Genomic DNA, 6,000 nt, shown 5'->3' with positions numbered 1-6,000 from the left:
GGGACGCTCTTACACCACGTCTGCGCGCGCCACCGGGCAGTGGTCAAAAAGGGCCAAATATGAGTACTGTCACCAAATTAGTAGCATCGATTTTCCGGTCCAGAGCAGCAAAATCGCCTTGTTTGGAGCCCGATCGCGACTCTGAAGAACGAAAATCGATGCACTTTTGGCCTCTGGCACCGATTTTTGAGGCCATTTGGCTGCCACCAAACTGGTAACAGTACTCATATTTGGCCCTTTTTGACCACCGGGTTTCCGGCAGGCCCCAAAAGCGGGCCCGAATCGCTCGATCCGGGCCCGCTGGGGGTAGCGAGCACAATCGAGGTGTAAGAAGCAAGAGAGGGCCATCGCCTAGAATCGTCAGCGCCTAGATATTCAACGAGAGGAAAGACAATGGTCCGCAGCGACATGCTACCCCAGCCGGACCGGGGGCTCGGCCTCGACCGGCCCCAGACCGAGGCATTTCACCGACGAGTTCAAGAGGAAGATAGTCGATCTCCACAACGCCGGAAAGCCCAGGCGCGAGGCCATGGACGAGTGCGACCTCGACAAGAGCACCGTGGAGAGGCGGGTCAAGTCGATAAACGAGACCGGCTCGCCGCGCGCCGCCGACAACCGCACGCCCGAGTAGAACCGGATCCTGGAGCCCGAGCGCGAGAACCGCAGGCTCCGGATGGAGGTCAACGTCTTAAGACGAGCGGCGCCAGCATACGCTCGGAAGTCAGGGCCATGGCGGCCAACGGGGGGCCGCTGCCCCATATCGGCGCAGCGCTGGCATCGAGGCCTTCTGACCTGTGTCAAGATTTCGGACACGCATGCTCGAGAAATCAAGCGGCCATAGGCATGGCCTCGAGCTTGGGCTCGGTTCTCTCGAAGAAGGCCGCCATGGCCTCGGCCGGCACCTTGTAGCCGATCGTCGAGCGGGGCCTTCGGCGGTTGTAGTACGCCTCGATGAACTCGGCCACCGCGTTGTCGTGGCAGTTGCCGGCGCGGCTGCAGGACAGCCGCACGTCGTTGTCGCGCGCCCATTCGGCCAGAAGCCTGCTGGTGTACTGGGCGCCGCGGTCGGCGTGGAATATCGCGTTGCCGGCCACGTAGCCGCGCGATTTGGCCGACGCCAGCGCCGAAACCACGATGTCGGCGGTCATGCGCTCGGAGAGCGACCAGCCCACCACCATGCGGGTGTTGAGGTCGATGACCGTCGACAGGTACAGCCATCCCTCGCCGGTGCGCAGGTAGGTGATGTCGCCCACGAGCTTGCAGGTTGGAACGGGACTGGTGAAGTCGCGGCGCACCAGGTCGGGCCGGGGCCTGGCCTTCGGGTCGGGGATGGTGGTGCGCTTCCTGGCGTTGGGCGTGCAGCCGCGTATTCCCAGCTCGCGCATCAGCTTGCGCACCCTGTACAGGGTCAATCCGGAGAACTCGCCGGGCAGGAAGCATTTCACGAACCGGAAGCCGAACCTGCGGTCCGACTCCAGCCACACGCGCCGGACCGCCTCGCGCTCGGCCGACCAGTCTTCTCGCGGGCAGCCGTTGGAGAGCCACGAGTAGAAGCCCGATCGGCTCACGCCGAGCACGCGGGCCATCATTTTCACCGGGAATTCGGCCTTCTCCGCCAACATCATCCGGTAGCATGCGGCTACGCCTGGCTTTTGGCGAAGAAGGCCGCGGCTTTTTTCAAGAAGGCATTCTCCATCTCGAGCTCGCGTATGCGCCTTTTCGCCTCGCGAAGCTCGCGGTCCTCGGCCTTGGGGTCGGGCCCGCCGGCAAGCTCGCGCCGGCGGCTCTGCACCCACTTGTTCACGGTCTTGGAATTCAGGCCCAGTTCTGCGCAGCATTCCGTTATCGGCCTGCCCGTCGAGATGATGTAGTCGGCGGTCTCGCGCCTGAACTCGTCGGTGTACTTGGCGGCTGGGTTGGACATAGCATACCGTCCTCTCGGTCGTCGATGAATGCATTCTAAAGGATTGGGCCTCTAGCATGCGTGTCCGAAAAGACGATACAGGTCAGACAACCCAATCAGACGTCGTCTCGAGCACGTCCTCTGCACGGTCGAGCGTGCTTCTGGCCTTGGCACCCTGTTTGAACCACGAGCGCAGGTCCTCGAGCGTGCTGCCCGCTGCGTACACCTTGATTTTGCGACCGCCTTTCGTGGTCACCGTGCAACGGTCGCCGCTCTCGCTATCCTCGTGCGCCGTGACCTTCTTGAGATAATCGCGGCGGAACGCCACGACGCGGGCGTTGCTGATCTCGATGAACCAATCGTCGTCGACAAGCGAGGTGCCCGTGGCACCTCGGCTCGCCATCTCCTCGGCGAAGGAGAAACCGAGTTCGCGCTCCTGTCTGCCGATCTCGTAGATACCACGGGCGGGCATGCTGAGCATGAGCAGAGGCAGGAGTCCCCCTATGAACAGGAAGAGGCATGGGACGAGCAGGAGCAGACGAGCACCGGCGTCGGTGAAAACAGCCATGAAGGCGATCACGAGCGAGAAGACGAGCGCCATACCGTTGAAAACAATCGTCAACGGCTTGATGGCAGACCAACACAGACCCGCCTTGGTCATCGGGCCGTCAACAGCGTCCGAGACCTCGATGCCCTCTTCCTCCAGACGGGCGAGGAGGTTGAGCGAGCACACCCCCTCGAGGCTTATCGAGCAGAACTTCCGGTCGCCCTCGAACAGGTCGATCATCATCATCTGCGTGTGAAGCGTTGCACGGGTGATGTTGCCAAACGTCGTCTCCTTGCGGATGCCGAAGGCGTTACGCGAGAGAATTCGCTCACCGTCCACGTCGATGCGCGGGATGCTCAGCAGGGCCCAGATGGCCATGCCCGCGAGCGCCATGGCGTGACCGAACCACACAAGTTCGTGGTCCCACTCGCCCAACGAGACGCCCTGCCAGACGTAGACACCCAGCATGAGCAGTTCGAACGCGACGGCGCAGCAGGCGATGATCGTGCGAATGGCAGCGGGCATGCGCACCGTGAAGCGATCGAGGCTGTCCGTCGCCTCACTGCGCTCGCGCGCGCCGCGACGGGCGACCCATGCAGTGAGCGGACCGACGATGAACACCACCATCGCCACGCGCAGGAACGATTCGAGTATGTCGCCCATATTAACCACCATCCCAATAGAAAACGTGAATTTGGGAGACTATAGCAGAGCGAAGCGATCTGCACGGCATCGTCCGGGTGTTTTCGGCATACGGTGGAAACCAGCGGCAGCGGACGTTGAGAACTCACCCAAAAGACGCGATTCGACCGAAGCGATTCTTCTTGACTTGGTCTCAATGTGATACGACATACGCCACTACCTGCGCGGTCTTGCGGCCCTGATCGAAGAGGGTCACACCGATGAGGCGCTCGAGCGTATCGACGCGCTTTGCGAGACCAACGACCGCACCGCTGTGCGCCGCTACTGCGCCAACGAAACGGTCAACATTGCGCTCTCGTCGCTTTCCGCGGACATCAACGCGCACGGCATCACCGCCGACCTGCGAGCCGCCGTGCCCGAAACCGTCCACGTGGGCGATGCCGATCTGTTCAGTGTGGTATCGAACGCCCTGGACAATGCCATCGCCGCGGCGAGCACCGCCCCCGAAGGCAAGCGGTTTGTCGACCTGGACCTTCGCTACGAAGACGGTCAGCTTCTATTGCTGGTTTCCAACACATTTGGACGGGCGCCGCACATGGTCGACGGCACGCCCGTGGCTCAGCACGCCGGTCACGGCTTTGGCACCAAGAGCATTAAACTCGCCGTGGAGCGCATGAACGGCAACTGCCAGTTCCGCATTAACGGCGATCGGTTTGAGCTGCGCGCTGTGATGTAAGGGCGCGGGCGCGACGGATTTGCGTTCCGCGGGTACGGCTCGCCCGCTCGGGGTCGTTTGTCGACGCGGGCTCGCTACAGCGGAGCGGCCGCCGGAGTCAGCTGCTTGATGTAGGCCCACATGCGCTGCTTAGCGGCCTTGTCGGTGAGTGCCGCCTCAAAACCGTCGAGCGCGAGCACACGGCGACCCTGCACATGGGCGACCAAGCCGGGCTTGAGCATGGCGGTGTCGAAGTCATCGATCGCCACGAGCATATCGGCGTAGGTCTCGCGCATGGCGTCAGCCGCGTTGTTGTCGAGCAGTAGCACCGCCTCGGGGTCCAAAGCCTCAAGCGCCTCACGGAACAGCTCGCACGGCAGCGTCTCGCCCACAGCGACCGCTCCGTCACCTGCGCCGGCGACGCTTGCCAGCACGCAAAAATCCTCGGGCGCGTAGCCGATGGCCCCAAGCGCCTTGCGCAACGCCGCGCCATCCGGGCCAGCGGCAAGCTCGCCACCCGAACGCTCGGCCTCGTCCAAATCGCCTTTGACCAGCACGATCGGCGAGCACGCGTTGCCCGCGATACGCACGCCACGGACCGCAAGCGATGTGAGCTCCTGCTCGGCCGCCTGGGCGATGGCTTCTTTTTTCTGGCTTTGTGACGTGGACATGCGCTCTCCAATCGTTTGCGTGCCCACCATTATATAAAAGAGCCGCCTGCGAGTGGTTGCTTTGCGGGCGGCTGGGTATAAGCACGGTCGTACTGAGTTTTACGCGGCCAAGCCGCGTCACATTATGGAGGTCACCATGGCTGACATTAAGCAGATTACCCCCGAGAACTTCGATTCCGTCGTTAGCGACAGCCTGCCCGTGCTGGTCGATTTTTGGGCACCGTGGTGCGGGCCCTGTCGATCCCTCTCGCCCATCGTTGACGAGGTTGCCGATGAACTGGCGGGCAAGCTTGCCGTTGCCAAATGCAACGTCGACGACAACCAGGACCTGGCCATGAAGTATGGCGTCATGAGCATCCCCACGCTGATTGTGTTTAAGAACGGCGAGGAGATTGACCGCTCGGTTGGCGCTCTGCCCAAGGCGAGGCTGCAGGCGCTGCTGGAGAAACATCTGTAATACGCTTGTTACATGTTGCCGTCTGTCTGCCGTCCATGAGCGCTTTTACGCCGCTCGCCGGACTTCTGAATGCACCGAGTGCAACCACGGATAGTATGGTAGTCACAAACAGCCCCCAGTGAACGGGTGCGGGTCGCACAGACTCGCACCCGTTTTCTTATGCAGCTGCGCGCAAAGCGGGCGTAGTAAAATCTGAACCACTGAACTGCCCCATACAAAAGGAGATTTCCCATGCATGATGTTGGAATGAACATGAGCCAGCTTGCCATGAGCGTCAAACAGGTCGACGACACCATCGAGCTCGCTCACGAATGGAGCCATCAGTTGCTGCATGCGACCGAGAATTTTGACATGGAGCGCATCGGCGCCAAGCTCGAGGCCGCCATGGCCGCGTTGCACGAGGCGCATGACGCGCTCGAGGGCTACGAGGAAGCCATCGAGGCCGACCACAACTCCGTCGGCTCCGTGAAGCTGGTGTAAGGTGGCCGAACACGAGCACGGCTGCGGGTACGAGCACGAGCATCCGCACGGGGCGGACGGTGACGCGGGCTGCCACTGTAGTGGCTCCGGCTCCGAGCTGGTCCGTTTTTCGGTTACCGCACCGGATGACCTGCTGCGCCGTTTTGACGAACAGATCGCGCGCCGCGGCGACGTGGCCAACCGCTCCGAGGCCGTGCGCGACCTGATTCGCGCCTCGATCGCCAAGGAGCAGATGCGCACGCCCGACGAGCATGTTATCGGGTCGCTCACCATGATCTACGACCACCATACCGGCGACCTGACGCGCCGTCTGGACGAAGTGCAGCACGACTACACCGACGAGATCGTATCGACCATGCACGTGCATCTGGATCACCACAACTGTCTGGAGATCCTGGCACTCAAGGGTCGCGGCGAGCGCATCTACGAACTAGCCGATCGCCTGCTGGGCCTGCGCGGCGTTAAGCACGGCGAGCTCACGTGTGCCGCCACCAGGCAGAGCCTGGGGCTGTAGCGGGATTTCCCGCAGCGCACCTGCCAAAAAGGGACAGGTTTGTTTTGGCAGGTTTAGCGTTTTACCTACCA

General features: G+C 62.2%; 8 protein-coding genes and 1 pseudogene. 5 read left to right on the top strand and 4 right to left on the bottom strand.

The features are described 5' to 3' along the window. Positions 1 to 218: hypothetical protein (locus DWX39_RS11220; protein ID WP_233512204.1), on the top strand; the 218-nt coding region annotated here is incomplete at its 5' end. Between the two features lie 609 nt (positions 219 to 827). Here the strand turns inward: DWX39_RS11220 and DWX39_RS04330 are convergent. The 3 genes and pseudogenes from DWX39_RS04330 to DWX39_RS04325 all read right to left on the bottom strand — a co-directional run bounded on the left by DWX39_RS04330 (position 828) and on the right by DWX39_RS04325 (position 3,113). Beyond that, positions 828 to 1,796 (bottom strand): IS3 family transposase, encoded by a 969-nt coding sequence (locus DWX39_RS04330; protein ID WP_158561613.1) that lies wholly within the window; start codon positions 1,794 to 1,796, stop codon positions 828 to 830. Continuing rightward, a pseudogene (locus DWX39_RS11215) lies at positions 1,697 to 1,924 on the bottom strand (transposase); the annotation flags it as partial. The pseudogene DWX39_RS11215 and the gene DWX39_RS04330, both read right to left, overlap by 100 nt. Positions 1,925 to 2,006: 82 nt before the next feature. Continuing rightward, positions 2,007 to 3,113, bottom strand: coding sequence for a hypothetical protein (locus DWX39_RS04325; RefSeq protein ID WP_233508875.1), 1,107 nt, complete (start codon positions 3,111 to 3,113; stop codon positions 2,007 to 2,009). A 292-nt stretch (positions 3,114 to 3,405) separates the two neighbouring features. On the opposite strand from DWX39_RS04325, the gene DWX39_RS04320 reads away from it, so the two are divergent. Beyond that, positions 3,406 to 3,828, top strand: a complete 423-nt coding sequence (locus DWX39_RS04320) for a GHKL domain-containing protein (RefSeq protein ID WP_158561612.1) — start codon at positions 3,406 to 3,408, stop codon at positions 3,826 to 3,828. 74 nt (positions 3,829 to 3,902) lie between these two features. Here the strand turns inward: DWX39_RS04320 and DWX39_RS04315 are convergent, their stop codons facing one another. Next, positions 3,903 to 4,478, bottom strand: a complete 576-nt coding sequence (locus DWX39_RS04315) for a hypothetical protein (protein WP_117758618.1) — start codon at positions 4,476 to 4,478, stop codon at positions 3,903 to 3,905. Positions 4,479 to 4,614: 136 nt separating this feature from the next. Between DWX39_RS04315 and trxA the strand changes: the two genes are divergently transcribed. From trxA to nikR, 3 genes are all read left to right on the top strand, one after another. Beyond that, positions 4,615 to 4,935, top strand: a complete 321-nt coding sequence (trxA, locus tag DWX39_RS04310; protein WP_117758617.1) for a thioredoxin — start codon at positions 4,615 to 4,617, stop codon at positions 4,933 to 4,935. Between the two features lie 231 nt (positions 4,936 to 5,166). Then, positions 5,167 to 5,415, top strand: a complete 249-nt coding sequence (locus DWX39_RS04305; protein ID WP_006235225.1) for a hypothetical protein — start codon at positions 5,167 to 5,169, stop codon at positions 5,413 to 5,415. A 1-nt stretch (position 5,416) separates the two neighbouring features. Beyond that, positions 5,417 to 5,929, top strand: a complete 513-nt coding sequence (gene nikR / locus DWX39_RS04300; protein ID WP_199411443.1) for a nickel-responsive transcriptional regulator NikR — start codon at positions 5,417 to 5,419, stop codon at positions 5,927 to 5,929. The last annotated feature ends 71 nt before the right edge of the window (positions 5,930 to 6,000 follow it).

Origin of the sequence: Collinsella sp. AF19-1LB (assembly GCF_003459655.1) — a bacterium.
GTDB lineage: Bacteria > Actinomycetota > Coriobacteriia > Coriobacteriales > Coriobacteriaceae > Collinsella.
Note: the sequence above shows the minus strand (reverse complement) of the source record. Positions and strands in the feature narration are given on the sequence as shown.